Source organism: Bradyrhizobium sp. CCGE-LA001 (assembly GCF_000296215.2).
Classification (GTDB): domain Bacteria; phylum Pseudomonadota; class Alphaproteobacteria; order Rhizobiales; family Xanthobacteraceae; genus Bradyrhizobium.
Genome location: NZ_CP013949.1, coordinates 2,966,538 through 2,992,437 on the forward strand (window position 1 = coordinate 2,966,538; position 25,900 = coordinate 2,992,437).

At 65.5% G+C, this 25,900-nt stretch carries 27 protein-coding genes; 16 read left to right on the forward strand and 11 right to left on the reverse strand.

Annotation, left to right across the window (positions count from 1 at the left end):
- Positions 1-24: 24 nt before the first annotated feature.
- Positions 25-1,419, forward strand: coding sequence for a M20/M25/M40 family metallo-hydrolase (locus BCCGELA001_RS13785; RefSeq protein WP_060735553.1), 1,395 nt, complete (start codon positions 25-27; stop codon positions 1,417-1,419).
- A gap of 318 nt (positions 1,420-1,737) precedes the next feature.
- Here the strand turns inward: BCCGELA001_RS13785 and BCCGELA001_RS13790 are convergent, their stop codons facing one another.
- Together BCCGELA001_RS13790 and BCCGELA001_RS13795 are read right to left on the reverse strand one after the other, a co-directional pair.
- On the reverse strand, positions 1,738-2,517 hold the full coding sequence (locus BCCGELA001_RS13790; RefSeq protein ID WP_008553529.1) for a class II aldolase/adducin family protein: 780 nt from the start codon (positions 2,515-2,517) through the stop codon (positions 1,738-1,740).
- A gap of 182 nt (positions 2,518-2,699) precedes the next feature.
- Positions 2,700-4,349, reverse strand: a complete 1,650-nt coding sequence (locus BCCGELA001_RS13795) for a glycosyltransferase family 39 protein (protein ID WP_060735554.1) — start codon at positions 4,347-4,349, stop codon at positions 2,700-2,702.
- A 311-nt stretch (positions 4,350-4,660) separates the two neighbouring features.
- Here BCCGELA001_RS13795 and BCCGELA001_RS13800 point away from each other — a divergent pair, with 311 nt between their 5' ends.
- Both BCCGELA001_RS13800 and BCCGELA001_RS13805 read left to right on the forward strand, forming a co-directional pair.
- Complete coding sequence (locus BCCGELA001_RS13800) at positions 4,661-5,521, forward strand: hypothetical protein (RefSeq protein WP_060735555.1); 861 nt, start codon at positions 4,661-4,663, stop codon at positions 5,519-5,521.
- A gap of 139 nt (positions 5,522-5,660) precedes the next feature.
- Positions 5,661-6,077, forward strand: a complete 417-nt coding sequence (locus tag BCCGELA001_RS13805) for a MucR family transcriptional regulator (protein WP_008553547.1) — start codon at positions 5,661-5,663, stop codon at positions 6,075-6,077.
- Between the two features lie 108 nt (positions 6,078-6,185).
- Here the strand turns inward: BCCGELA001_RS13805 and BCCGELA001_RS13810 are convergent, their stop codons facing one another.
- A complete protein-coding gene (locus BCCGELA001_RS13810; protein WP_060735556.1) occupies positions 6,186-6,614 on the reverse strand; it encodes a SufE family protein in 429 nt (142 codons plus the stop codon).
- A gap of 194 nt (positions 6,615-6,808) precedes the next feature.
- Here BCCGELA001_RS13810 and BCCGELA001_RS13815 point away from each other — a divergent pair, with 194 nt between their 5' ends.
- Complete coding sequence (locus tag BCCGELA001_RS13815) at positions 6,809-7,294, forward strand: cupin domain-containing protein (protein WP_008553552.1); 486 nt, start codon at positions 6,809-6,811, stop codon at positions 7,292-7,294.
- 62 nt (positions 7,295-7,356) lie between these two features.
- Here BCCGELA001_RS13815 and BCCGELA001_RS13820 read toward each other — a convergent pair whose 3' ends face one another.
- Entirely contained in the window at positions 7,357-7,800 is a 444-nt protein-coding gene (locus tag BCCGELA001_RS13820) for a DUF5330 domain-containing protein (RefSeq protein ID WP_060735557.1), read from the reverse strand.
- Positions 7,801-8,210: 410 nt separating this feature from the next.
- Here BCCGELA001_RS13820 and BCCGELA001_RS13825 point away from each other — a divergent pair, with 410 nt between their 5' ends.
- Genes BCCGELA001_RS13825 through BCCGELA001_RS13835 form a run of 3 tightly spaced genes read left to right on the forward strand, consistent with a single transcriptional unit; the run spans position 8,211 to position 11,151 of the window.
- Positions 8,211-10,055 (forward strand): PAS domain-containing sensor histidine kinase, encoded by a 1,845-nt coding sequence (locus tag BCCGELA001_RS13825; RefSeq protein ID WP_060735558.1) that lies wholly within the window; start codon positions 8,211-8,213, stop codon positions 10,053-10,055.
- On the forward strand, positions 10,048-10,749 hold the full coding sequence (locus BCCGELA001_RS13830; RefSeq protein ID WP_060735559.1) for a peptidoglycan-binding domain-containing protein: 702 nt from the start codon (positions 10,048-10,050) through the stop codon (positions 10,747-10,749). Before BCCGELA001_RS13825 ends, BCCGELA001_RS13830 begins: the two co-directional genes overlap by 8 nt.
- Before the next feature lie 57 nt (positions 10,750-10,806).
- Positions 10,807-11,151 carry a DUF1491 family protein gene (locus BCCGELA001_RS13835; RefSeq protein WP_008553573.1) on the forward strand — a complete coding sequence of 115 codons (345 nt, stop codon included), beginning with the start codon at positions 10,807-10,809 and terminating at the stop codon, positions 11,149-11,151.
- Between the two features lie 236 nt (positions 11,152-11,387).
- On the opposite strand, the gene BCCGELA001_RS13840 is transcribed toward BCCGELA001_RS13835, so the two are convergent.
- On the reverse strand, positions 11,388-12,362 hold the full coding sequence (locus BCCGELA001_RS13840; RefSeq protein WP_008553583.1) for a DUF2336 domain-containing protein: 975 nt from the start codon (positions 12,360-12,362) through the stop codon (positions 11,388-11,390).
- A gap of 253 nt (positions 12,363-12,615) precedes the next feature.
- On the opposite strand from BCCGELA001_RS13840, the gene BCCGELA001_RS13845 reads away from it, so the two are divergent.
- The 5 genes from BCCGELA001_RS13845 to BCCGELA001_RS13870 all read left to right on the forward strand — a co-directional run bounded on the left by BCCGELA001_RS13845 (position 12,616) and on the right by BCCGELA001_RS13870 (position 18,627).
- Positions 12,616-12,804: a hypothetical protein gene (locus BCCGELA001_RS13845; RefSeq protein WP_008553585.1), complete on the forward strand. Its 189-nt coding sequence runs from the start codon at positions 12,616-12,618 to the stop codon at positions 12,802-12,804.
- A 15-nt stretch (positions 12,805-12,819) separates the two neighbouring features.
- Entirely contained in the window at positions 12,820-13,581 is a 762-nt protein-coding gene (locus BCCGELA001_RS13850) for a hypothetical protein (protein ID WP_060735560.1), read from the forward strand.
- A 201-nt stretch (positions 13,582-13,782) separates the two neighbouring features.
- Positions 13,783-17,199, forward strand: coding sequence for a CHAT domain-containing tetratricopeptide repeat protein (locus BCCGELA001_RS13855; RefSeq protein WP_060735561.1), 3,417 nt, complete (start codon positions 13,783-13,785; stop codon positions 17,197-17,199).
- A 23-nt stretch (positions 17,200-17,222) separates the two neighbouring features.
- Entirely contained in the window at positions 17,223-17,666 is a 444-nt protein-coding gene (locus BCCGELA001_RS13860) for a hypothetical protein (protein WP_060735562.1), read from the forward strand.
- 196 nt (positions 17,667-17,862) lie between these two features.
- Positions 17,863-18,627: a hypothetical protein gene (locus tag BCCGELA001_RS13870; RefSeq protein WP_008553607.1), complete on the forward strand. Its 765-nt coding sequence runs from the start codon at positions 17,863-17,865 to the stop codon at positions 18,625-18,627.
- Positions 18,628-18,648: 21 nt separating this feature from the next.
- On the opposite strand, the gene BCCGELA001_RS13875 is transcribed toward BCCGELA001_RS13870, so the two are convergent.
- The 3 genes from BCCGELA001_RS13875 to BCCGELA001_RS13885 all read right to left on the reverse strand — a co-directional run bounded on the left by BCCGELA001_RS13875 (position 18,649) and on the right by BCCGELA001_RS13885 (position 20,911).
- On the reverse strand, positions 18,649-19,239 hold the full coding sequence (locus BCCGELA001_RS13875; RefSeq protein WP_060735563.1) for an amino acid synthesis family protein: 591 nt from the start codon (positions 19,237-19,239) through the stop codon (positions 18,649-18,651).
- 8 nt (positions 19,240-19,247) lie between these two features.
- Positions 19,248-20,111 (reverse strand): fumarylacetoacetate hydrolase family protein, encoded by an 864-nt coding sequence (locus tag BCCGELA001_RS13880; protein ID WP_008553620.1) that lies wholly within the window; start codon positions 20,109-20,111, stop codon positions 19,248-19,250.
- Positions 20,112-20,209: 98 nt separating this feature from the next.
- Positions 20,210-20,911 (reverse strand): GntR family transcriptional regulator, encoded by a 702-nt coding sequence (locus BCCGELA001_RS13885; RefSeq protein WP_060737643.1) that lies wholly within the window; start codon positions 20,909-20,911, stop codon positions 20,210-20,212.
- A gap of 111 nt (positions 20,912-21,022) precedes the next feature.
- On the opposite strand from BCCGELA001_RS13885, the gene BCCGELA001_RS13890 reads away from it, so the two are divergent.
- The 3 genes from BCCGELA001_RS13890 (at position 21,023) to BCCGELA001_RS13900 (ending at position 23,983) form a co-directional block, all read left to right on the forward strand.
- Complete coding sequence (locus BCCGELA001_RS13890) at positions 21,023-22,015, forward strand: zinc-dependent alcohol dehydrogenase family protein (RefSeq protein ID WP_060735564.1); 993 nt, start codon at positions 21,023-21,025, stop codon at positions 22,013-22,015.
- A 10-nt stretch (positions 22,016-22,025) separates the two neighbouring features.
- Complete coding sequence (locus tag BCCGELA001_RS13895) at positions 22,026-22,931, forward strand: VOC family protein (RefSeq protein ID WP_060735565.1); 906 nt, start codon at positions 22,026-22,028, stop codon at positions 22,929-22,931.
- A 74-nt stretch (positions 22,932-23,005) separates the two neighbouring features.
- Positions 23,006-23,983 (forward strand): tripartite tricarboxylate transporter substrate binding protein, encoded by a 978-nt coding sequence (locus BCCGELA001_RS13900; protein WP_060735566.1) that lies wholly within the window; start codon positions 23,006-23,008, stop codon positions 23,981-23,983.
- A gap of 16 nt (positions 23,984-23,999) precedes the next feature.
- On the opposite strand, the gene arsC is transcribed toward BCCGELA001_RS13900, so the two are convergent.
- The 3 genes from arsC to BCCGELA001_RS13915 are packed head-to-tail and all read right to left on the reverse strand — an operon-like array spanning position 24,000 to position 25,463.
- A complete protein-coding gene (arsC, locus tag BCCGELA001_RS13905) occupies positions 24,000-24,401 on the reverse strand; it encodes an arsenate reductase (glutaredoxin) (protein WP_060735567.1) in 402 nt (133 codons plus the stop codon).
- Positions 24,398-25,045 (reverse strand): aquaporin, encoded by a 648-nt coding sequence (locus BCCGELA001_RS13910; protein WP_060737644.1) that lies wholly within the window; start codon positions 25,043-25,045, stop codon positions 24,398-24,400. Before BCCGELA001_RS13910 ends, arsC begins: the two co-directional genes overlap by 4 nt.
- Before the next feature lie 55 nt (positions 25,046-25,100).
- On the reverse strand, positions 25,101-25,463 hold the full coding sequence (locus tag BCCGELA001_RS13915; protein ID WP_008553640.1) for an ArsR/SmtB family transcription factor: 363 nt from the start codon (positions 25,461-25,463) through the stop codon (positions 25,101-25,103).
- Positions 25,464-25,579: 116 nt separating this feature from the next.
- Between BCCGELA001_RS13915 and BCCGELA001_RS13920 the strand changes: the two genes are divergently transcribed.
- On the forward strand, positions 25,580-25,897 hold the full coding sequence (locus tag BCCGELA001_RS13920; RefSeq protein ID WP_008553642.1) for an ArsR/SmtB family transcription factor: 318 nt from the start codon (positions 25,580-25,582) through the stop codon (positions 25,895-25,897).
- The last annotated feature ends 3 nt before the right edge of the window (positions 25,898-25,900 follow it).

Here is a 25,900-nt window from a genome sequence, read left to right on the forward strand (position 1 = left end):
GACCTCACAATCGGGAATTCGACCATGGCCAATGCGCAGCTTCAATCCGTGCTCGACCACATCGACAAGGATTTCGACAATAGCCTCGAGCGCCTGTTCTCGCTGCTGCGGATCAAGTCGATCTCGGCCGATCCGGCCTTCGCCGCCGATTGCAAGGCGGCGGCCGAGCATCTCGCCAGGGACATTGCAAGCCTCGGTGTCGCCGCCGAGGTGAGGCCGACCGCCGGCCACCCCGCCGTGGTCGGCAAGACCGCTGCAGGCGGACGGCCGCATGTGCTGTTCTACGGCCATTACGACGTGCAGCCGGTCGATCCGCTCGATCTCTGGCACCGTCCGCCGTTCGAGCCTGTCGTCACGGATCATGCCGATGGCCGCAAGATCATCGTCGCGCGCGGCGCCGAGGACGACAAGGGCCAGGTCATGACCTTCGTCGAGGCCTGCCGCGCCTGGAAGAAGGTGACGGGCTCGCTGCCGATCGACGTCACCTTCCTGATCGAAGGCGAGGAGGAGGTCGGCTCGAAGAATTTCGTGCCGTTCATCGAGGCCAACAAGGACGAGTTCAAGACCGACTACGTGCTGGTCTGCGACACCGGCATGTGGGATCGCGACACCCCGGCGATCACCACCTCGCTGCGCGGCCTGCTCTATGAGGAGCTGAAGATCACCGCCGCCAATCGCGATCTGCATTCCGGCGTGTTCGGCGGCACGGCGATGAATCCGATCCGCCTGCTGACGAAGATTCTGGGCGGCCTGTTCGACGACGACAACCGCATCACCATTCCCGGCTTCTATGACAACGTGAAGGATACGCCGCCCGCCGTCCTGGAGCAGTGGAAGAAGCTCGCCTTCACGCCCGAGACGTTCCTCAAGCCGGTCGGGCTGTCGCTCCCGGCTGGCGAGAAGGGCAGGCTGCTGGTCGAGCAGGCCTCGACGCGTCCGACCTGCGACGTCAACGGCATCTGGGGCGGCTATATCGGCGAAGGCTCCAAGACCGTGATCCCGTCGCATGCTTCGGCGAAGGTCTCGTTCCGCCTCGTGCAGGGCCAGGATCCCCACAAGATCCGCAAGGCCTTCCGCGACTATGTGTCCGCGCGCATTCCGGCAGATTGCAAGGTCGAGTTCGGCGACCACTCGGCCGGGTCCGCGATCGCGCTCGACTGGAACATGAAGCCGCTTGCCGCCGCCAGCAAGGCGCTGACGGAGGAATGGGGCAAGGAGACCGTGCTGATGGGCTCGGGCGCTTCGATCCCGATCGTCTCCGATTTCAAGCGCACGCTCGGCCTCGACTCGCTGCTGGTCGGTTTTGGACTGGACGACGACAACATCCACTCGCCGAACGAGAAATACGACCTGCGCAGCTTCCAGAAGGGCATTCGCTCCTGGGCGAGAATCCTCGCCGCGTTGGCGGAGGTGAAGTAGGCACGGTGCCGTAGGGTGGGCAAAGCGCAGCGTGCCCACCATTTTCCCGCGCAAGCCGCAAGATGGTGGGCACGGCGCTGAGCGCCTTCGCCCACCCTACGAGACCTTGGGCTTACGAAGATTCCATCCCCGTCATTGCGCGCGCAGCGAAGCAATCAGAATCCATCCGCGGAACCAGCTGGATTGCTTCGTCGCAAGAGCTCCTCGCAATGACGGATGAGCCCGCGCAACAAAAACGCCGCCCGGGATTGGGCGGCGTTTCATTCCAAAAGGCGTAGAGGTTCGTTGGGCGTTACCCTACACCAAACCCCGAAAATCTCAAGACCTGTAGCCCGGTAGCTCGCGGTCGAGCTTGCGCAGCAGCGGCGGCCACACCAGCGTGGTGGCGCGCAGCTCGGCGCGGTCGCGATTGGCGAGCAGCTCGGTGTTCTTCTCGATCGCGATCTCCTCGACCGGATAGACCGGCGTGCCCAGCGCGCGCGTGCGCACCTGCATCGAGCAGGCGCGCTCCAGGTGATACATGCGCTCGAAGGCGGAGGCGACTGAGCGGCCGACGGTCAGGGTGCCGTGGTTGCGCAGGAGCATGTGGTTATGGTCGCCGAGGTCCTTCTGGAGCCGCGGCCGTTCGTCGTGGTCCAGCGCGATGCCCTCATAGTCGTGATAGGCGAGATCGTGGGTGACGAGCTGGGCGGTCTGGTTGAGCGGGAGCAGCCCTTCCGCGCTGCTTGATACCGCGGTGCCGTCGAGGGTGTGGAGATGCAGCACGCAGATCGCGTCCTCGCGCACCTCGTGGATCGCCGAATGGATGGTGAAGCCGGCCGGGTTGATGCTGTATTCGCTCTCAGTGAGCTGGTTGCCGTGCAAATCGACCTTGACGAGGCTGGAGGCCGTGATCTCGTCGAACATCAGCCCATAGGGATTGATGAGGAAGTGATGGTCGGGGCCGGGGACACGTGCGGAGATATGGGTGTCGACCAAATCGTCCCAGCCGTACAGCGCGACGAGGCGATAGCAGGCGGCGAGATTGACCCGTTGCTGCCACTCCGCCTCCGTCATGTTCGACGGCACTTCCTTCAGGCGAGCTTCCGCTGGCGACATGGCTGATCTCTCCGAACATCGTTGTTGCGGGGAGGGAGCCTAGTCCCGGTCTGGTGCGGCGGCAAGGCGGGCAAAGCGCGCGGCAGTTCGGCGTAGCTCGCATGGAGCAACGCGCAATGCGGGGCGCCTCAGCAGCGGTCGCGGATTGCGCTTCGCTCCATCCAGGCTACGGGAGAAGGATATTACGGCGCCGGGATCGACAGCAGGCTGGAAATGCCGCGGCCGCGGATGTCGTAGACGCGGGCGAACACCACGTCGTCGCGCTTGATCTCGACCATCACGGGCGCGGTGAGGCCCTTGCAGTAGAACTCGCCAAGCGTCATCGCGAAATCGGCCGCGTTGGAATCCCAGCCGATGGTGAAGTCGGGGCCGAGCGCGACCTGCGCCGGGCGCTGCGGACCGCACACCGCGACCTTCCATTTGCGGTTCGCAGGCGGCACCTCCTGGCGCTCGACGAGCTGCTCGCGCAATTCGTCGGAGGCCTGCTTCAGCGCCAGGCCCCAATAGTCCAGCATGAAGCGATCGTCGGCGCCGCGCACGGTGCCAGCGATGTGGTTGAAGTGGGTGTACTGATAGGGGTGCAGCCGGATCATCTCGGCCAGCGAGAGCGCGAGGCCGAAGCAGAAGGTCGCGAGCACGACCGGCTGCCAGGTGCGGTGATTGGCGCGCAGGCGCTCCATGGTCCAGGCAAAGGCGACGCCGCCGAGCACCGCCATCGGCGGGATCACGAAGACGAAATGGCGGATGCCGTTGTACAGCGCCGGCCGCTTCACCATCGCGATTGCGAGCGGCAGGGTCGCGGCAAGCGTCAGCATCAGCAGGATGGTCTTGCGGCGCGCGGGAACCTGGCGGCGCGGCAGCAGTGCGAAGGTGCCGACAATGGCGCCGGCCATCAGCACCAGCATCACCTCGGGCAGCTGGAGCGCGAACAGCGTCGGCAGATAGGACCAGGGCATATCAGGCACGGACACGATCGCGCCGTCGAACATCTCCTTCCAGGGCTTCTCGAAGAAGTGCGAGAAGTAGGTCAGCGCCTCGAAGGGATTGCCGGGCTCCATGATCGACCACGGCCAGATCAGCCCCATCACGAGATAGCCGACCACGAGGCCGGGGAGCAGCACGTAGACGACATGGGCGAAGCGGCGGACCGACTCGCGCGCGCCCTCGTTGCGCAGCTCCTCCAAGAACAGCGGGATGAAGCCGACCATGGCGTAGACCAGCGCGAGCCCGCCGAGAACGCGGCAGCCGAGCGACAGGCCGGCCCCCAGGCCGACGATCAGGATCGTGCGCGGCGAGGGCTGCGGATATTCCTCGGCGAGCCGGACGAGGCCGAGCATCAGGACGATCATGGCCACCGCGAAGGGCGCATCCTTCGGGTTCATGAACATGTGGCCGTAGAAGATCGGGCACAGCGCGAGCAGCAGGAGCGAGGCAAGACCGGCAAGGGGGCCGCCAACGCGGCGGCCGAGCCGCCACGTCACCGCGAGCCCGATCACGCCGACGATCGCGCCGACCAGTCGTCGCGTCTCGAACAGCTCGAGCGGAATGACCTTGTGCAGGAGCGCGGCGACCATGTCGAAGCCGCCGCCATACATGTAGAGGTTCGCAAAGGAGAGCGCCGCGGTGTCCTTGAAGCCGGAACCGAACATGCGCAGCAACAGATCGGCATATTCGGCGTGGGTGTAGTCATCCCAGCCGAGGCCGTAGTCGCGGAAGGTCAGGCCTGCGATGACCGCGACCGCGGCGAGCACCACCATGGCGAGATCGTCGCAAGTCCGCTCGACCGAGCGCCGCAGAGGCGTGTCGATCGCCGAAGTCGTGATGGATGTCATGGCTATTGGCGCCCCGGAATCCCCTCTTGGCCCGACTGGTGCGCGCGGGCCTGCTCCCCGGATTCCCTATAGCGCAGTTCCATTACCAAGTAATTGGGCATTATGGCTAAATTCCTGATGCAACGCAGCAAATTCAGAAACTTGGAGAGTTGTAGCTGTAGTGAGCCGTAGCTGAAGGGAATGTGAATAAGTCCCTGATTTCCTTCTCTTTAGGAACAGCGCCCCCAATTGGTCGTTGGCGTGGAACACCGTATGACGGTATCGTGGCGTGACGAGTGTCGCGTGTGGGTGCGCGGCCGGGGGTGAGTTCGATGACCTTGGCATTGTTGATCGCGGGGATTTTCGCCGTTTTGGCGGGCCTCCTTGCGATCCTGTTTGGCTACACCGTCAGGGAATTCAGTCTCGGCAGCACCCTCATAATCTCTGGAACCCTCGGCGTCTGCACCGGACTGTTACTGGTCGGCCTGCATGTCCTGTTGCTCGAGCTGAAGGGCATCGCGCGCCGGCTGGCTGCCGGTTCGCCGTCCGAGGTTCGTGTCAGGCCTGTGCTGCCGGGCCTGGCGATGCCTGGCGAGCCAGCGCCTGCGCCGTCTGCGAAGATCGAACCGGCGCCGCCGCCGCCTCCTGCAGCAGGTCCGCCGCCGTGGCAGAGCGAAGCCGCGGCGCGCGAGCGTCCGCGCGTCGAGACTCCGGAAGCACCAACGCCTGCTGCGGCGCCGGAAGCGCCGCGTCGTCGCAACCTCTTGTTCGCCTCGACCTCGCGCAAGGAGCGGGAGCGCACGGAGGCGAAGGCCACCGAGGACACGACGCCGCCGCCTCACGACGAACCCGTACCGCCCGCCGGCCAGGGCGCTCCGCCTGCCAGTTTCGACGATGCCTGGCCGAAGCCGGAGCGCATGCGCCCGACGGAACCGCCGGTGAGCCCGCGCCGGCCCCCGCCGCCGCCGCGCTCGCCTTCGACCTTTGAGGAAGCCGCTCCCCCGCCGCCGCCAGCACCGGAGTCCGCAGCCACGCCCGAGCAGCCGCCCGTCACCGTGCTCAAGTCCGGTGTCGTCGACGGCATGGCCTATTCGCTCTATTCCGACGGCTCGATCGAAGCGCAGATGCCGGAGGGCATGATGCGCTTTGCCTCCATCGACGAACTCCGCTCGCATCTCGACCAGCGCGGCTGAGTACCCAAGTAAAGGGCTGCCATTCAGCAGTAATCAGTCGATCGTAGACAGTCGTCGTGTTCAGCCGAACGTGTTCTTGACATGGAATACTTTGACGTCGTCAATCCCGTGGGACGCAAGGCGTAGAAAGGGCGGGCGCATGTCGGATGCGGGAGGCAAGAATTTCATCGAGCTGACGGCGGGCATCGTGTCGGCTTATCTCAGCAACAATCCGACGCCTGCGGCCGAGATCCCGAACCTGATCAGCCAGGTGCATGGCGCCTTGGTACGGGTCTCGTCGGGCCGTACCGAGACCGCGCCGCTCGAGCCGGCAAAGCCGGCGGTCTCGCTCAAGAAGTCGATCGCGCCGGATTATCTCGTGTGCCTGGAAGACGGCAAGCGCTTCAAGTCGCTGAAGCGCCATCTGCGCACCCAGTACAACATGACGCCCGAGCAATATCGCGAGAAATGGGGCCTGCCCGCCGACTATCCCATGGTCGCGCCGAACTATGCGGTAGCCCGCTCGCAGCTGGCCAAGCAGATGGGCCTCGGGCAGCAGCAGCGGAAGCGGAAGTAGCTCAGGACTTAATCTCGTAGGGTGGGCAAAGGCGCGCGCTTGCGTGCCGTGCCCACCATCTCTCGGTGATCGAATCTATGATGGTGGGCACGCTCCGCTTTGCCCACCCTACGAAGCTTCGGCCAGTGCCTCTTTCGCGTCGGTCTTGATGCGCTCGACCATCGAGCGCAGTCCGTTGGACCGCTGCGGCGTCAGATGATCGCGAAAGCCGAACTCGTTGAACACCGCGATGGCGTCGGTATTGAGGATCTCCTGCGGTGTGCGTCCGGAATAGAGCGCGAGCACGATCGCGACCAGCCCGCGCACGATATGCGCGTCACTGTCGCCGCGATATTTCAGGATCGGTGCACCATGGCTGCGGTCGATCAGCTTCTGGAGCCAGACCTGGCTGACGCAGCCGTTCACCTTGTTCTCGGCGGAGTGCTCGGCCTCCGGCATCGGTTCCAGGGTTCGGCCGAGCTCGATGACGTACCGGTAGCGGTCGTCCCACTCGTCCAGAAGCTCGAAATTGTCCCTGATTTCGTTGATCGTCGTCATGCTGGCCCACGGTTCCGCTTCCACCCAATATAGGGACGCGAAGCCGTGAAATCGATAGGGATCGGGCACGAATCGACGATCGGCGTGCTTACAGCCAGCCTGTGGTCGCTGAGCAAAGCGTTCGAATGGAGCCATCGCCAACGCCGGCTACTTGACGTAGAATGAAGCGGCCCAATCGAGCATGGAGTGCAACGATGCGTTCCTTCAAGTTGCTGGCCGCCCTTGTCGTCCTCGTGATTCCGCTCGGATCTCCGCGAACGCTACAGGCGCAAGATCAGTCGCCGGCATACGCCCGCATCATGCCTGCCGACCTGAAGTGGAATCCAATAGCTTCAATGCCGAAGGGCGCACAGATAGCTGTGCTACACGGCAATCCCGCCAAACCCGGCTTGTTTACGATCCGCCTTAAGCTGCCCGCCAATTTCAGATTGCCTGTCCATTCTCATCCGGACGAGCGGGTCCGGACGATCATTTCCGGAACCTACTATTCCGCGATCGGCGACAAGGCCGAGAGCTCGAAACTGTTGGCTTTTCCCCCGGGCACGTTCTCGCATGTCCCACCCAAGGTATGGCAGTTCGCCGAAACACGAGACGAAGAGGTCATCTTTCAGATCACCGGCGTCGGCCCCACCGGTATCGATTACCTGAATGCCACCGATGATCCGCGGAAGGCCCAATAGACTTTCTCGTTAGGAAGAGCGGCGGGCCGCGCGGTCATCGCCAAAGCTTGCGAGGACGCGCTCTAATTCGCCGCCTGAGGACCACGCCATTCCAGCGCGAGGTCGTCCTGGGTCAGGGTATCCCGCATAGCTTCGCTCGCGGCAATGTCGCCTTCGCCGGCCATCGCGATCGAGCCGGTATGGTCGGGCGCCTTCTTGTGATCGGTCTTGGTGCCGTCGACCTTCTCGTTGGTGATCTGCTCTTTCTTGTCGTTGATGATCTGATAGAGCTTGCGTGCGCCGTCCTGGGCGCGCTGGCCGATGATGGCTGCGGCCTGGCCGCCGACCTCGCAGGCTGCGGGCTGGCGCTTGCAGAACTGGGTCGCATCGGAGACGGCTGCAGTCGCAGCCTGCACCGCGTCGGCGGCGCCGATCTGCGGCAGCTTCTCCGATTCGGGCGTCTTGTCCCGCGGCAGGAGCACCAGCACCAGCCCGAGCCAGAATGTGATGCGGAGCAGAAAGCGCATCTTGCGACCTGTACGTTCGATCCCGTTCGCGGCGATCGCCGCGGATGTCGGACCTAGCAACCCTCGATAAATCGCAAGTGATTGCCTTGAGCTTAATTCGTCGAAAATTTACGCAAAATTCTTCGCGATCGACGCTGCGGTAAATTTTCGATTGACGTCCGCGCCCGTGACACTGCTGGGCGCCCCGCATCCACCAATTCGAAACCATGTGGCGCGAGGTGAAACCCTGTGTTCACCATCCGCAGCGAAGACGTCGCCAAATCGTCTAAAAAGCCCCACGACGGCGCGGTGTCGGGCCGCATGTCGACCCGCCTTAGCACTCGTTTAAGGTCGCTCTGACACGGTGGCTCAACGACAAGGAGGCGTTCCGGCGCGTCTTCTAAAGACGATTGAGCCGAAGCGCGAGACCCGTGACAGTTTTGAGTATCATCCGCGATTGTCTCGATGCGCTGCTGCATCCCTCCGCGCGTTACGATGCGCTGACGCGAGCGCGCCATCGTGCCTTCATGGCGCCGCGGCTGCTCGGCAGCCTGGCCGCCTTCGCCGCATTCCCGATCTATCTCGTCGTGCGCGGCGCGCCGAGCGCGCTCGAGGTCGCGGCCTTCGCCTGGCTGATCGCGCCGATCCTGTTGTCCTGGTTCCTGTCGCGCACCGGCCGCTATGAAGGCGCCCACGTGTTGTCGTCGCTGGCGCTCGCCGGCCTGATCATGGCGGTCGCGGTCACCACCGGCGGCATCGAATCCTTTGCCGCGGTCTGGCTGGTGGTGGTTCCGCTGGAAGCCGCGCTATCGGCCTCGCGCCGCGTCACCGCCTTTGCCTCGCTGCTGGCGCTGTCCTGTGCCGGCATCCTGATCCTCGTCGGCCATTTCGGCTGGCTCCCGCTGAGCGAACCGAGCGCCGCAGAGCGCAGCGCGCTGATCGCCCTCGGCGTGGCGTCGGCGACGCTGTACGCTGCGGGCCTTGCTTTCGGCGCGGAATCGCTCGCGCGCACCAGCGTTGCGCTGTTGTCGCGCGAGGAGGAGCGCTATCGCCTGCTCGCGCGCAACATGAGCGACGTCATCTCGCGACATCAGCGCAATGGCGCGGTTCAGTTCATCTCGCCGGCTGCGGAGGCCATGCTCGGCATGCCCGTCGCGCAACTGCTCGGCCATGGCCTGTTCGACCGCGTCCACGTCGCTGATCGGCCGGCCTATCTCACCGCTCTGTCGGATGCGGCGCGCGGCGACGTGCGCAGCGTCGAGTTCCGGCTGCGGCGGGAGCCTGCCGGCGCCGAGCGCGGCCAGATCGACTTCATCTGGGTCGAGATGCGCTGCCGCCCGCTCGATCAGGACAGGGCGCGTGACGTCATGCAGGAGGCCGAAGTCGTCACCGTGATGCGCGATGTCACGGACCGCAAGCTGTCCGAGCAGGCGCTCGATCAGGCCCGCAGCGCCGCCGAGGCGGCCGATGCGGCCAAGACGCGCTTCCTCGCCACCATGAGCCACGAGTTGCGCACGCCGCTCAACGCCATCATCGGCTTCTCCGAGATGATCGCGCAGGAGCAGACCCTGATGCTGGGCGCGGCCCAGCGCAAGGAATACGCCGAGCTCATCAACGCGTCCGGCCAGCACCTGCTGTCGGTCGTCAACGGCATCCTGGACATGTCCAAGATGGAATCAGGCAATTTCGAGATCGCCTCGGAGCCGTTCGCGCCGCGTGCCTCGTTGATGCATTGCTGCAATCTGCTGGCGCTGAAGGCGCGGGAGAACGGCATCGACCTCATCACCGATGCGCCGCAGGACCTGCCGGTCATGACCGGCGATCCCCGGGCGTTCAAGCAGATCGTGCTCAACCTCGTCGCCAATGCCATCAAGTTCACCGAGCGCGGCGGTCAGGTCACCGTGACCGCTGCGGTCTCGGGTTCGCAGCTCGCGCTACGCATCAGCGACACCGGCGTCGGCATCGCGCCCGACGATCTCGAACGCATCGGCGCGCCGTTCTTCCAGGCCGGCAAGACCTATCAGCGCCGTCACGAAGGCACCGGCCTCGGACTTTCGATCGTCAAGAGTCTCGTGGCGTTGCATCTCGGCGAATTGACGGTACAAAGCAGGCTCGGCGAGGGTACGGCCGTCACCGTCAAGCTGCCGCTGGTCTACACGCCGCCGCAAGTCAAGCTCGCCGATGAGAAGGCGGGCGAGAGCAAGATCGCGACCCTGACGCCGGTGCTGCGCCAGGAACCTCAGAACCAACCCGCTCTGGTGAAGAAAAGTGCCTAAGAAGTCTGCAAAGGACGACACCGCGCCGCGCCGTCGTGGCGCCAAGGCGGCGGTCATCGATGTCGAGACCGAGCGCAACCTCGTGATGCGCGTGCTGCTGCACAGTCCCAAGGATACGCTGGCCGGCCTCGTCGCCATCGCCGCGGTCGGTGCGATCGTCGCCAATGCGCTGTTCCTTCAGACCGGCCGGCATCCGGCGCCGATGTTCGGCACGGTGATCAATCTTCCCGCGCCGTCGTCCGCGTCGCTGTCGAATCCCTTGCCGCGTCCGCGCCCTGTCGGCGCCGACACCTCGCCGCTCGAGCCGCGCGCGACGGAGTTCCGCGCAGAGCCGAAACCCGCCGAGCGTGCCGCCGAGAAGCTGCCGGAAAAACCCATCGAGGCGACCGCCTCGACGCGCGCGAGCGATCCGATGGCCAATCTGGTCAAGGCGACGACCTCGATGCCACCCGCCGCCATGCGTCCGCCTGCGCCGATTCCGGCGCAGAGCCCGGCCGCGCGACGCATCGCCGGCGTGCAGCGCGCGCTGTCCGAATACGGCTACGGCAATTTGAAGATCACGGGCACGATGAGTGCCGAGACCCAGTCCGCGATCCAGAAATTCGAGCGCGAGCACAAGATGCAGGTCACCGGCCAGGTGTCCGACCGGCTGCTGCGCGAGCTCGGTGCGGCGATCGGCCGGCCGGTCGAATAATTTCCACGCGCGTGCGACGGCTGGCGCGGACTGCGCCACTGGCTTATCGTTCGATTCATGCGTTTGAAATCCAACATCTGGGTGGCGGCATACTTGCGCCGCTGCCAAACCGAAGGCGTGTTCGGCGCCGTGCGCCGCCGCGGGGCCGAGGAGGCGGGCGCGGTGTTCGTCAAAGTGTCGCTGCTCGACGGCAATGCGATGCTGTATGGGCCCGCGCCGCAGACGGTCTATGACGACGGCCGCCCGGTCGATCGTTTCTTCGTGCCGGTCGCTCCGCGGCCCTTGCCGGACCACACCATCGAGGAAAGGCTGGGCAAGGAAATCCGCTTTGATCCGGATGCCTGGATCGTCGAGACAGAGGACCGCGCGGGACGGCATTTTCTCGAGTTGGCGAAGGGCTGACTGCCGCCGACCGTGTCCCGGACAAGCGGCAACGCATCAGCGTTGCCGTGCAGAGCCGGACCCAGAAAGCGGCATGAGCGATGCGGCGAAATGGGCCCCGGCTCTGCAGCGCACCGCCGAAGAGGCGCTGCGCTGCGTCCGGGGCACGAGAAAGAAACGTGTTGCTCGCCGCATTGGCAATGACGAGCTCGAGACGCCTTACGCGTCTCACTCAACGATAGCGCCGATCGCGGTGGTCAACGCTCCGACGAACTGGTGCCAGTGCGCACGGTCGGGCTAGAGCCGGGCTGCACTCCCGGCCGCGTTTGGCTGGCGCCGGCACGTGCGCGCTGGCGCTCGCCGTCATGGAGCGATGACCCATACTTGGCGCGGGTGACGGCGAGCGTCGAGCCGCGCCAGGCTGCCAGCATCACCAGCGCCGAGCGATCGCTGAGGCGGTCATAGAGCCGCGACAGCCGGTACACCTCGTTTACGGACGTCCCGATTTCCGGCCTGAAGAACAGGAGGATGCGCTGGAACACCGGGCTCGGCATGTCGAGCGCGCGCGCGGCAACCGCGAGCGCCTCGCCGCCGGCATCGTCGACGATCTGGGCGGCGACGCGCGAGGGCAGGATCAGGCTGTCGCCGAGCTCGAAGGTGAAGTTCTCGGCGTCGCCCGCGATCGCGGCCATCTCCAGGATCTGGATCGCGCGCTTGGCGCGCACGGTCGGAATCCGCGGCGCGGCCTTCAGCGGGGTCTGCGCCAGATTGTGCAGGATCAGCGCGCGCTCGGAGGCGGCGGCGCGGAAGAACATGTCGTGGATCTCGGCGGCGTCCTTTGGCTGCATCGCCATGTTCGACGCGATGCGCTGCTCGGCCTCGGTGGGCGTGCGCAGCGGTGTGGGCGCCGGCGCGGGCGAGGGAATTTCGCGCGCGAGCGGAACCCTGCGGCCTTCCTGGGTGGCCACCAGCCCGAGCTTCTGCAGCACCGGGACGGGCGTTTGCGGATAGACCGCGAGCTTGGCCTTGATCGCCGCACGCGTCGCGTCGTCGACCTGGTCGATCAGCCGCGTTGCAAGCTCGATGAACTGGCGCTGTTCGTCGTCACTGTGGACGCGCGTCTGGACGTAGAGATCTGTCAGCACGCGCAGCAGCGTCGGACGGACGTCGACGCCTTCGCGACGGGAGAGGGTCATCAGCCCGTCGAATCCGGGAAACAGCGACTTGGTCATGGAAGCGTACGCAACTCGGGAGAGACACTTGCGGCCAGCCTATCGCAGCTTCGTTTAAAGCCTCGTTAAGGAAAACGAGGCGTGAAGCCGGCCCGGCAATTTGAGCGTTGTCGTGCCGCAGCGGGACGGCGCGGCACGTCCGTTCGTTTACGGTCCGGAGGCCGCGTTTACACCCCGTTAACCATGAACTGATCTTAATGCTTGACATGTTGCAGGGGCGCGTTCGGTCGCGCGGCAATCGAAGAGAGCTGACATGGGGACCATCATTGAATTTCCGGCCGGTCGCCGGGTGGGCTCGTCGGGGGATGTCGCTCCGCGCGCGGACATGGGAACGATCGTGATCCTTCCCGTGATTCGTATCGAGCGTGAGGCGGACGAAACCAGCGGCGATCGCGGGCCGGAGCAGGGCACAGCGCCGGGGCGCCGTCGTCGTCGCCGCTGATTTCGGGTTTTTGCAATGCCGGAGCCCATCCGCCAGATCCGGCCCTTTTTATCGGCCGTCCTGCTCGCGCTGCTCGGCGCGATGCTGGGCGCCTGTAGCGGCGGAGATTTCGGCCGCACGCGCGAGAGCATGCGCAGCGACGACATGCACCGCTGGCTGGGTGCGGAGGCCACCGCCAGCGTCGGCCTGAGGCCCTCGCAATTTCAGCTCACCGACGAGGAGCGTCAGCTCCGCGACCTCGCCTATCCCATGATCGAGCCGCCGCTGTCGCGCCCCGCATGGAAGAGCGTGTTCGGCGACTACAAGGCGCTGCCATCGCCCTGGCGGCAGAAGATCGTGTTCGACCGCACCATGTACGGACGCACCCTGATCGACGAGCCGCACCGCTCGCATGCCTCGCGCTATGCGCTGCTGATCGAGGACGTGCGCAACGACATCACCCGGTTCGAGCCGTTCTTCGCCTCTGCGATCCGCGTCATCGATCTCGACAGGAAGCGCGATGCCAGCATGGCGCGCGTCTCCTCCCTCTCGCCGCGTGAGAGGGACGACGCGGTGGCGCGCATGCAGGAGAACTCGCTGATCGTGCAGTGGGTACAGCAGTGCCTGGAGCAGCGCGTCTCGTCCTACCGCTGGGCGCTGGAGCGTCTGGTGATCCAGGCGCCCGACGGCATGGCCGCCGACGCCGACCGCCTGATCGGCGAATTGGCCGCCCAGACCGCCAATCCGCCGGTCGCGGGACAGCCGCCTTACGGCCGCGCGGTGGTCTCGAAGGGCTGAGCACGCCGCCCTCGGCTCGTTCCCCAACCGATCAGCGCCATCAGCCTGGAACCGGCCCCTCGGCGGAGCCTTGGCCCCTCTGCCGGGCTTAGCCCGGCCTGTGAGGCTTCCGGAACCGCATTGATCCCCCTTGTCCTCCCGGGCCGGCCAGATAGGATTGTCTCGTTTCTTCAAAGTCATTTTACCCAAAGGTCCTTCGAGATGAGCTTAGACGCCGCGCGTCCATGCAATAGCCGATTGGACATTCCCGCCCGCCACCTGTTGGCCTTTGCCATTCTGCTCGGATCGACCGGCTCCGTAGCCGCGCTGACCAAGGAAGCGGCGCTCGAGAATTGCCGGATGACCGTCGGCAGGCCGATCGTGCAGGCCTGCATGCGCGCCGGCGGAGGGCCCGCGGGTGGCGCCAATCTCGAAGCCTGCCGTGCCAAGGCAACGCCTCAGGTCAGGGCTTGCGTGATGGCGGCACTGAATGCCGCCAATGGCCGCGCCAATGTCGCGGTCGAACTTCCCAAGGAAACCGCACCCAAGCTCGAGGCAGGCACGGCGCTGCCGAAGGACTTCGTTGCGCCGCCGCGCAGCATTGCCGACATCACGGCCATCCTCGACGGCGACAAGCCCGACGAGAAGCTGATCGCGGAATTGAAGTCGGAGGCCGACGCGGCACCGACCGGGAAGGAGTCCCGCCAGGATCTCGCCCAGCTCTATTTCGATCGCGCCAATGCACGCGCGCAGCTCGGCCGGCTCGCCGAAGCGATGACCGACGCCGACAAGGCCGTGGAAATCGGGCGCGGCGCCGTCGGCCCGAATCTGTTGGGGCGGATGTTGCAGCTCCAGTCTCTGCAGCACTCGATCGCGGGCGATCCGAAGCGCGCGCTCGAGATCATGCAAAGGCTCTTGCGCGAATCGGCCAGCATGCCGGGCGCCAAGGGATTCCAGTTCGTGACGAACCGCGGGATCGCGGCCGTTCTCATCCAGATGGGCGACATCGCACAGGCCGAAGCCTATCTCCGCCGCAGCCAGACCGCGATCCAGGAGGCCCGCACCAGCGGCCATCCCAACTGGCGAGCGGCCTATGCGAAGTTCGGCCAGAGCTGGGAGGGCGAGCTGGAGCTCACGCGCGCCGTGATCTTCGAGGCGCGCGGGCAGTTCGCCGACGCCGAGGCCGCCTATCGCAACGGGGAGCTGCGCAAGCGCGCGAGCACGAAAGCCATCATGGCGTCGGACAGTGCGCCGGCCGAGACGCTTCTGCTGCAGGCGATCGACGGCACCGTGTTGAGCCAGGCGCGCATGAAGGCGAAGCAGGGCCGGCTCGCCGAGGCCGAGGTGGACGCGCGCCGCGCGCTGCTCTCGCGCCTGAAGGATACCGGCAAGTACAACTCGGTTACGCCGCGCTACGTCATGGGCCTGGCTGGCATTCTGGTCGACCAGGGCCGTTACGAAGAGGCCGAGAAGCTCGGCCGTGTCGCCCTCGAGATCAACAAGACCGTGGGTGTGCCCGAGGAGTCGCAGACCACCGTGCAACTGCTGTCGCAGCTCGCCGGCATCCTGACGCTGCGGCGTCAGAACGCCGAAGCGAACGTGATGTTTGCGCGGATCGACAAGGCGGTCGCGGGCTGGGAGCCGCAGCGTCGCCAGGTGTTCGAGCTCAATCCGTCCCGCATCCTATCGCTCTATGGCGCCGGTCAGCTGGACGCCGGCATTGCCGCCGCCGAGCAGCTCGTGAAGAAGCAGATCGCCCGGGTCGGCGAAAATCATTTCGACGCCGCCTCCGCGCGCGGCACGCTGGCGGTTGGATTGATGCGCGCCCGCCGCGATGCCGATGCGATCAGGGAGTTCAAGGCCGCCATTCCGGTCATGATGGCGAGCGCCAACGAGAACGCCGACGACGAGAACACCACCGTGGTGGCCGCGCGCAGCCAGCGGCTGCAGACCATTGTCGAGAGCTATCTGCTGCTGCTCGGCAGGGTGGAAGGAGCCGGCAAGGAGGTTGGCGAAGAGACGTTCAGCTTGGCCGATGCCGTCCGCGGCCGCTCGGTGCAGCAGGCATTGGCAGCCTCGAGTGCGCGTGCGGCGGCAAAGGATCCCGCGCTCGCCGAACTCGTGCGCAAGGAGCAGGACCTGACCAAGCAGGTCAACGCCCAGCTCGGCACGCTCAACAACGTGCTCGCGCTTCCTGCGGCGGAGCGCGACGAGAAAGGTGTTGCACAAATCCAGGCCTCGATTGCCACCTTGCGCGGCCAGCGCGACAAGGCGCGCCAGGAGATCAAGCAGAAATTCCCGATCTACGCCGATCTCGTCTCGCCCAAGCCGCCGAGCGTCGCTGAGATCCGCGCAACGCTCGGCGACGACGAGGCGATGTTGTCGTTCTATTTCGGCCAGAACGGCAGTTTCGTCTGGGCCGTGCCGAAGTCGGGGCCGGTGGCGTTCGCTGCCGTCCAGGCCAAGATCGGTGACATCGAGAGCAAGATCCGCAAGCTGCGGGAAGCGCTCGAGCCGCAGGCTGCGATGATCTCGGACATTCCGCCCTTCGACCTCAAGCTCGGCCATGAGCTGTACGAGCTGCTGCTCAAGCCCGTCGAGAGCGGCTGGAAGCCGGCCAAGAACCTGATCGTCGTGACCAACGGCGCGCTCGGACTGCTGCCCCTGTCGTTGTTGCCGACGGCACCGGCGGACGTGGCCGCGGACGAGGATCCGCTCTTCGTCGGTTACCGCAACGTGCCGTGGCTGGCGCGAACCCATGCCGTGTCGACGGTGCCGTCGGCGGCAGCGTTGCGCACGCTGCGGCAATTGCCGCCCGGCAAGCCCGGCCGCGGCGATCTCGTGGCGTTCGGCGATCCCTATTTCAACAGCGAGCAGCACGCTGAGGCGGAAGGCACCGCTGAGAAGATTCAGGTCGCCGATGCAGGCGGCAACATGACGCGCGGCGGGCCGCTGAAGCGGCGCAACAGTCCCAAGCTCGACGGTGTCGACAGCGCCGAGCTCGGTCTCCTGCCTCGGCTTCCCGATACCGCCGAGGAGTTGAAGTCGATCGCGCTGGTCTTGCAGGCGGATCCCTCCAAGGTGCTGTTCCTCGGCAAGAGCGCGACCGAGAGCGCGGTGAAGACCATGAATCTCTCCGGCTTCAGGATCCTGGCCTTTGCCACCCACGGCCTGGTCCCGGGCGAGCTCAACGGCCTGACGCAGCCGGCGCTCGCCTTGTCGTCGCCGGTTGTGACGGGCGAGGGCGGCGACGGGCTGCTGACGATGGAAGAGATCCTCGGTCTCAAGCTGGACGCGGACTGGGTCGTCCTGTCCGCCTGCAACACCGGCGCCGGTGCGGGCGCAGGGGCCGAGGCGGCCTCCGGGCTCGGCCGTGCGTTCTTCTACGCCGGCACGCGCGCCCTGCTGGTGACGAACTGGTCGGTGCATTCGCAGTCCGCACGGCAGTTGGTGACGGATCTGTTCAAGCGGCAGGCCGACGATCCCAAGCTGTCGCGCAGCGAAGCGCTGCGCCAGGCGACGATGGCCCTCGTCGATGGTCCCGGTTATCTCAACGGCGAAGGCAAGACCGAGTTTGCCTACGCGCATCCGCTGTTCTGGGCGCCTTACACCATCATCGGCGATGGCGGCTTGCGGTGACGAAAAGAGGAGGGGGGAAGAAAATGAAGCGGAATATTCTACTGGGCCTTGTGGCTGCAGGTTTGTTGGCTGCGGGATCATCGCGCGCCGCGCCGTTGATCACGGAAGAGGAAGCCCAGCTGCCGCCTCCGAAGGGCGCGGTCGCCGTCGATCAGCGCGGCATCATGCGCGGCCCCAAGATCGAGTTCGTCTCGCCGGGCGCCCCCGCGAGTTCACCCCTGCGGCTGGTATTGAAATTCCAATCCTATGGCGGGGCCAAGATCGATCCGGAATCCGTCAAGGTGATCTTCCTCCGGACGCCGAATGTCGACCTGACCCCTCGGGTCAAGCCCTTCGTGCAGCCTGACGGCATCAACATGCATGATGCGGAGCTGCCGCCGGGCGAATACACGATGCGTGTCGACATCAAGGATAGCGATGGCCGGCCGGGCACGGCCATGTTCACCCTCAAGGTCGCGCCCAAGTGAGTTGTCCTTACTGCCAGTCCGGGACTGCGGAGGGGGCGCTGGTTTGCGCGTCTTGCGGACGCGACATCGCCGTTCCCGCGACGCTGATTGCGGAGCGGGACGATCTCCTGCGCAAGCGCGAGCACTTGCGCGATGAACTGCGGCGGGCCAGGGACGAGGTCGAGACCATCATGAGGCAAAGGAAGTCGCGCTAGCGATGGAATGTCCGTTCTGCGCCGAGACCATCAAGGACGAAGCCATTGCGTGCAAGCACTGCTCGCGGGATCTGCGCGTCGTGCGGCCGACCCTGCTCGAGATCGACGAGATCGTTGCCGACCTGGACAAGCTCAGGCGCGATCTCGATCGCGTCAATGTCCGCCTCGAGCGCCACAACAATTCGCTGCGCTATTACGGCACGCATGCGGTGCTCTATGTGGTCATTCCATCCCTGCTGCTGGTGATCGCGCACGTGCTCGTGACCATCACTTTCAACGTGTCCCCGATCCCGCTTCGGATTGCATCGATTGTCATACCGCTGCTGTTCGGCTTCGTGGCCTATCCGTTGCACCGGGTGTCCGCCCTGACGGCGCTCGTGCTGGCGTTCCTGGCGGCGGCCGTCAGCGTCCTGTCGATGCTGACGGTCACGGGGATCCACGATCATGTCCCGATCCTTCCGACGATCTGGATCGAATGGCGTGAAGTGTTCGAATATGGCGCGAGCATCCTGCTCGCCTTCGTCTCCGGCAACATTCTCAGCGTTGTGATCTTCCAGATCTTGCCGCGTGTGCTGACCCAGGGCGGCAAGCCGAACGCCTTCGCATTCAGGGTGGCGCGCCTGCTCGGGCAGCATGTCGGCGAGGAGCAGCTGCGCCGCCGCGCCCGCCTGATCCAGGATCTCATGCAGACCGTCGGGCCGCTGGCGGGTGTCGCCGCAACCGCCGTCGGCTCGATCTACGCGGGACTAAAGGGAATGCTCGGATAGCTGAACGTGGACGCCCGTCAGTCAGCGCTGCCCGTCGTGCACTGAAATCTCCGATGCCTTGAGGCCGCCGATGCGCGCATGCGGGCGGCCGCCCGTCGCCATCACGAGGCCGAAAGCGATCTCGTCGCGTCGCGGCGCGTCCCACAGCGTCATCTCGGCCGTGCCGAAATGGCTACGGACATAGGCGGCGTGGATATGGCCCAGCGGCACCATCAGGCGCGTGCCGGGTCCGCCGATGGTCTTTGCGGCCGGCACGATCGCCTTCGGCTGCTCCTTGGATCGGCTCAGCACCTCGCGCATGCCGTGGCCGCCGGCTTCGTGCCAGACCGCGCCATGCTCGAGCTCGCCGTCCTCGCCGACGATGATGCCCTTGCCATAGGCTTCGATGCGCTCTGCGCCGCCGAGCTGCGCGATCAGACGTGTCGCCAGCTCGCGCCCGAGCTCGCGCAAGGACGCCTGAAACGGCATCAGGTCGGATTCAAAGCGACCGGCGAAGGGATTGCGGATGACTGCGACGGCGGTGCCGACCAGCAGCGGCTGCTCCAGCCGCGGGCCGCGCTCGTGCCAGATCGTCTCGACGCCGACCGCGGTCTTTCGAATGTCGTATGACATGCGCGATGCTATGCCTCGTCCACGACGGGATTGCGGAGCACGCCGATGTTCTCGATCTCGACCTCCACGACGTCGCCCGGCTTGAGGAAGACCGGGGGCTTGCGCGTGAAGCCGACACCGGCCGGCGTGCCGGTGGCGATGACGTCACCGGGCACGAGGTCGAAGATGGTCGAGCAATATTCGATCAGCCGCGGGATCGAGAAGATCAGCATCGAGGTGTCAGAGGATTGCACAGTCGCGCCGTTGACGCGCGTCTCGAGCTTCAGCTTGGTCGGGTCGCCGATCTCGTCGGGCGTGACCAGCCACGGGCCGAACGGGCCGGTGCCGACGAAGTTCTTGCCGGAAGCGATCTGTTGGGCGTGGCGCTGCCAGTCGCGAACGCTGACATCGTTGTAGATCGAATATCCCGCCACGTGGCTCCAGGCGTCGGCCTGGCTGATGTGACGACCGCCCTTGCCGATGACGACGGCGAGCTCGCCCTCCCAGTCGAAATTGTCCGAGACTTTCGGCCGGATCACCGGCGCATTGTGCGCCACCTGGGAGCGCCAGACCCGCAGGAATATCGGCGGGAATTCGGTGATCTCGCGCTTCATGCCGAACGCGACCGCCTCGTTGTGGTGGTCGAGATAATTGCGCACGGCGCAGACGATCTTCTCGGGGCGGGGGATCACTGGCAGATATTTGACGTCGCTCAGCGCCATCGTCGGCTTGTGTGCGGCGACGATGGCCTCGCGGCGCGCATAGTCATCGCTGCCGACGAAGTCGGCGAGAACAGGGTACTGGGGCAGGGCGCGGCAGAGATCGACGATTCCGTTTTCGACAACGGCGCCCCAGCTTTCCCGATTTCCATCCCAGAATGACAGTAGCTTCATGGTTTCTCGCCCCGAAGGTTCAAATTTTCGATCTTGTGTATTATTTTCGAAAATTAGGCGCGACGCAAGCCCGCCGCGTCCGAAATTCCTGTTACGGCCTATTCGGTATCGAGCAGGTGGCCGGCGTAGGTCGCCACATTGTCCGACGTCGAGCGGATATGCGCCTCGATCAGTTGCACGGCGAGATCAGCATTGCGGGATATCGCAGCCTGCATGATCGCCTGGTGCTCGCCGGCCTTGTCGCGCGGGCGCGGCCGGAAATTGGCGGAGAGATGCCGGTAGCGCTCGGCGCGATCGAACAGCTCGGCGCGAATGGCGAGCAGCGTCGCCGAGCCGCAGGCGGACACCAGCGCCTGGTGAAATTGGCGATGGGCGATCTTCCACTCGGGGTCGCGCAAGGGGTGTTCGGAATCGCGCTGCTCGATCCGCTTCAATCGGTGCAGCGTCGAGATCACGGCGATTTCCCAATCGTCATCGCCTCGCGCGATCGCGCGGCGGATCAATTCCATCTCGATCAGGACCCGCGCGTCGGTGACCTCCACCAGATCCTGGCGGCTGACCGGTGCCACGCGAAATCCGCGCTGCTCCTGCGCATCGACCAGTCCTTCGGCGGCAAGCGCCGTCAGCGCCTCGCGCAGCGTCGTGAAGCTCGCGCCGAACCGTTCGCGCAGCACGTCGAAGCGCAGCGGCTCACCCGGCGGAAGCGCGCAGGCAACGATCTCCTCGCGCAAGCGATGCGTGATGTCGGCAGCAATGGTCTTGCCGAATTCCTTGCGGGGGCGGATGGCGCTGTCGGGCATGATGTCTGTCGTTGAATCGATGGCCCAAGATGCCGCGCCAACGACCATCTTGCAATAATTTTCGCAAACGGTATGATTTTCGAAAATATGGACTTGGGAGGCGGCTGAATCATGAGAGCGGTGCTGGTGCGTCAGCCGGGTGGGCCGGATGCACTCGACTTGGTCGAGCTTCCCGTGCCGGTGCCCGGACCCGGCCAAGTGCAGATCCGGGCCGAAGCGTTCGGGGTCGGCCAGCCCGACGTGCTGATCCGGCGCGGCGTCTACAAATGGATGCCGCCGCTGCCGGCCAATCCCGGCAATGACGTCGCTGGCCGCATCGCGGCGCTCGGCCCCGGTGTCGAGGGCTTTGCGATCGGCCAGAAGGTCTTGCTGAGCGCGCGCGATCTGTCCCAACGCGGCGGCTGTTACGCCGATTATGTGGTCGCGCCGGCGGACGCCGTTCACGCGCTGCCCGACAATGTCGATCTGCAAGCGGCGGTGTGCCTGTCGAACTATCAGGTCGCGTACGCGCTGCTGCACGAGTGCAACCATCCGCGCGCGCCTAAAAGCGTGCTGGTGATCGGCGCGGCCGGCGGCGTCGGCACGGCGCTGGTGCAGCTGGCGAAGCTCGCGCAGATGAATGTCATCGGCACGGTCTCGACCGAAGAGAAGGCGGAGTTCGCGCGCAGCAACGGCGCCGATCATGTCATCTTCTATCGGAGTGAAGATGTGGTGGCCCGAACCCGCGAACTTACCAACGGCGAGGGCGTCGGCCTCGTGCTCGATCACGTCTGCGGGCCCGAGTTCACCGCCTATCTCGGCGCGCTCGGCAAATGGGGCACGCTGCTGTCGTACAACGCCTTCGCGGGATTGCCGGAAGAGAACCTGATGGGGGCGATGCGCAACCATCTCGATATCTGTCCGGCCGTGCGCTGCTTCTCCTTTCATATCTACGACCACGATCGCGACGGGCGTCGCGCCCTGATGCGCAGTGTGATCGATGCCCTGGGCCGGAATGCGATCAGGCCGGCGATTTCGGCGGTCCTGAAGCTCGACGAGGTCAGGAAGGCCCACACGCTGCTCGAGCAGGGCTCCGCGCTCGGCAAGATCATCATGACGCCATGAGGGGTGGACGATGACGACACAGGCACCCATTGCACGCTTCACCCGGTTGCGGCACGCCACCTTTTCCTCGCCCGATCCAGAGCGGCTGCTCGACTATTACCGCGCCGTGATCGGCCTTGGCCTCGTCGGCCGCGACGGTGACCGCGTCTTTCTCGCCAACGATTCCGAGCAGCTCTCGCTCGTGATCGAGCCCGGTGACGCCGAATTGAAGAGCATCGCCTTCGAGATATCTCCCGATGTGCAGATCGAGGCGCTCGGCGCTGCGCTCAAGCAAGCCGATCTGCGGCCAGAGCTTCAGAGCGATTCCTTGCCTGGCGTCTCCAGGCTGCTGTCGTTCAGCGATCCCGAGGGGACACGCTTCGAGCTGATCCAGGGCTGGACGCCGACGCCCGCGCAGGAGCGCATCGGTGCGCTTGCCGTCAGCAAGCTCGGCCATGTCGCCCTTCGTACGCCCGATCCGCACGCGGCCTCGGACTTCTATGCCAATTTCATGGGCCTGCGGGTCTCCGACTGGATCGAGGACCGCTTCGTCTTCATGCGCAGCGGCTTCGAACACCACACGCTGAACTTTGCCCGCGCACCCGTGCGCGGCCTGCATCATTTCGCTTTCGAGCTGCGCGGTCCCGCCCACATGCATCAGGCCTGCGACCATCTCGCGCGGCACAAGCTGCCCGTGCTCTGGGGCCCGGTTCGCCACGGCCCCGGGCACAACACCGCGATCTATCACCGCAATCCCGACGGGCATCTCGTCGAGCTGTTTTGCGATCTCGACCGCATGACCGACGAGGCGCTCGGCTATTTCGAGCCGCGGCCCTGGCATCGCGATCGTCCGCAGCGGCCCAAGATCTGGGTCGGCCTGCCGCGCGACGTCTGGGGCATGGCGCCTTCGCCTGAATGCACCGAGTTCGCTCGTTAGCGGATTCGAATTCGACGGAACGACGCCGCACACGCTGCGGCCAACGACATAACGATCAAGGGGAGGAAGCATCCATGCGACGGGTGAAGCGGCTTGCTGCGGCCATTTTTCTGCTGGGCGGTTGTCTCGCGACCGTTCCTGCGTCGGCGGACAATTATCCGTCCCGCCCGATCCGCCTGCTGCACGGTTTTGCCGCCGGCGGGGCGGCCGACACGTTGTCGCGCATCATTGCCGACGGCCTCTCGAAGCGGCTCGGGCAGCCGATCATCGTCGAGGCCAAGCCCGGCGCTGGCGGCAACATCGCTGCGGATGCGATCGCGAAAGCTGCGCCCGACGGTTACACGATCGGGCTCGTCACCGGCGCCCACGCGATTTCCGCGGCGACCTACAAGAGCCTCGCCTATCAGCCCGCCGACAGCTTCGAGATGGTCTCCACGCTGGTGTACTACGCGCTCGTCATCGCCGTGCGTAACGACCATCCGGCAAAATCGCTCGGCGAGCTCGTCGCCATGGCGAAGGCGAAGCCTGGTTCGCTCAGCTTTGGATCGGTGGGGTTCGGCAGCACCCATCACCTCGCCGGCGAGCTGCTGAACGCGACCGCAGGCGTCGAGATCCTGCACGTACCGTATCGCGGCGATTCCCAATCCATCACCGCGCTGCTCGGCGGCGAGGTTCCGGTCATCGTCGGCACCCCCGTCCTGCTCGCGCCCCAGATCCAGAGCGGCGCGATCCGCGGACTTGCGGTGACTTCGCCGGTGCGCACCGCGCTGTTGCCCGACGTGCCGACGGTTCAGGAGGCCGGCATCAAGGGCTACGACGTGCGGACCTGGGCGGGCCTCCTGGCCCCGAAGGGAACGCCGCCCGCCATCGTCGCTGCGCTCAATGCAGCAACGCGCGACGCACTCAGGGACCCCGATCTCAAGCAACGGCTGGAAACTGCCGTCGGCGGCGAGGTGCGCGGCAGTTCGCCCGAGGAGATGAAGGCGCTGATCGAGACCGAGATCACCAAATGGACCGGCGTGGTGGAGAAGGCGAAGATTCCGAAGATCTGATCGCAAACGGAAGCGCCTATCGCGCTTCCACCACCTCGCCGTCCTCCTTCACGAACCGGCCGACCGGATTTTCCAGGAGATCGATCACCGCCTCCGAAGGCCGGCACAGCCGCGTGCCCTTCGGCGTCACCACGATCGGACGGTTGATCAGGATGGGACGCGCGAGCATCTGGTCGATCAGCTCGTCATCGGACCATTTGGGATCATCGAGGCCGAGATCGCGATAGGGCGTGCCTTTCTCGCGCAGCAGCGCGCGAGCAGTCATGCCCATGGCTGCGATGAGCCCGACCAGCTTTTCACGGGAGGGCGGCGTCGTCAGATATTCGATGATATCAGGCTCGACGCCGCTCTGCCGGATCATCGCCAGCGTGTTGCGCGAGGTGCCGCAGGCCGGGTTGTGATAGATCGTGACGCTCATCGTGTGGTCTCCGCAATCGGGACAGGGGCGGGCGCGCGGGAGGGTCCGAGCAGCCAGTGCATCAGCAGCATGCCGGCGAACGCGCCGCAGAGTTCGGCAAGGATGAATCCGGGCAGGTCGACAGGGCGAATGCCGGCGAAGGTGTTGGTGAGCGACCGTGCAATGGCCACCGCAGGGTTGGCAAACGACGTGGAAGCCGTGAACCAATAGGCCGCCGTGATGTAAAGGCCCACCAGCCAGGGGATCGCCGTGCGTTGAAAGCGGATTCCGGCCAGGATTGTCGCGACCAGCCCGAACGCCGCGACGGCTTCGGCGAACCATTGCGGTGCTCCGGTTCGGACCTTGGCCGAGAGGTCGAGCAGGGGCAGTCCGAACATCAGGTGCGCCGCCAGCGTTCCCGCGATGCCGCCGGCGATCTGCGCAAACACGTAGAGAGCGGCCTCGTTCACCGGCAGCTCGCGCTTGCCGGTGAAAACGAGCGTGACGGCCGGATTGAAGTGCGCGCCGGAGATCGGACCGAGCAACGTGATCAGGACGACCAGGGTGGCCCCGGTCGGCAAGGTGTTGCAGAGCAGCGCAAGCGCCACATCCCTGGTCAGGGTTTCCGCCATGATGCCGGACCCGACCACGGTGACGACGAGCATGCCGGTGCCGAGCGCCTCGGCCGCCAGGCGCCGCGGAAGGTCGAAGGCGTGCTGATTAGGCACGGCTTCGCTCCTTTCGTTTGGGCGCGCAGCACGATCGCAGCGTCTCGACGACGGGTTCGCAGACCTCCGGCCGTCCGCCGCAGCAATCGCGCAGCAGGAATACGGCGACGTCGCGAAACTCGCCGAGATTGGCGCGGTAGATGATCGAGCGGCTGCGCCGCTCGGACGACACGAGCCGCGCGCGGCTCAGGATCGACAAGTGTGCCGAAAGCGTGTTCTGCGGCACTTCGAGCAGGCGGGCGAGGTCGCCTGCTGCAAGTCCCTCAGGTTCGTGCCGGACCAGCGTCCGGAAGGCCTCCAGCCGGGTTGATTGCGACAGCGCTGCGAGAGCAAGGACGGCTTCCTCTGTTTCCATATATCCAGACTTATGGAATTATTTGGCATGCGTCAATCCGGATATGCATCACCGTGTTTCGAACGTTCTAGAAATATAGTTGACTGCTCGCGCGAATGAGGGCATCGTCTCGCGCCATGAGGATCGATGACGCAGCGGCACGTTTGGAAGCACTGGGCAACCGGACGCGCCTGCAGATCTATCGCGCCCTGGTTCGCGCCGGGCATTCGGGCATGCCAGTGGGCCGCTTGCAGGACAAGCTGAAGATCCCGGCCTCGACGCTGTCGCATCACATCAAGACCTTGGTCTCGGTCGGGCTCGTCAGTCAGGTGCGGGACTCCACGACGCTCGTCTGCCATGCGAACTACGACGCGATGCGGGGCCTGGTGGATTTCCTGGCTGCGGAATGCTGCGCGGACGAACTCGGGTGCAAGGACACGCAAACGGCGGCCTGATTC